The following is a 428-nucleotide window of genomic DNA, read 5'->3' as shown; positions in this document are numbered from 1 at the left end:
AAACTGACTACCTGTTGAAACACCTTTTAAAGATAGATATTCAAAATCTTTGATAATCTGGTCAAGTTTAGAGATATTTTGATTTTTGTGTAAGACTAAATGTTGATTGTCACGTGACAATTGTTTGGCTACTGTGTTACCAGTCATAAATTTATTTTTACTAGCATCATCAGAATTTGTGAAATAGAAATAATCTTTTTTCTTGATAAAGATATTGTAGTTACCATCATCAATTTTATTGACTTGATGTGATGGTATTAAAATAGAACCACCATTAAGCAGACCATAATCAATATCAATGTAGATACCATTTTTAGTTTCTTCTTTTACTTGCCAATCTTCCACCAAAATTTTCATTTCAAAATCATCATCTTTTTCTTTTTTGAATTTATCGTATTCATTTTTTATTTCAGGTAGAGAAAATACGG

At 27.6% G+C, this 428-nt stretch carries 1 pseudogene; it reads right to left on the bottom strand.

Annotated features, from left to right (window positions below):
- Positions 1-428 (bottom strand): annotated as a pseudogene (locus RR45_RS11330) (relaxase); the annotation flags it as partial.

Origin of the sequence: Pseudolactococcus chungangensis CAU 28 = DSM 22330, from assembly GCF_002441885.1 — a bacterium.
Classification (GTDB): Bacteria; Bacillota; Bacilli; order Lactobacillales; family Streptococcaceae; genus Pseudolactococcus; species Pseudolactococcus chungangensis.
Note: the sequence above shows the minus strand (reverse complement) of the source record. Positions and strands in the feature narration are given on the sequence as shown.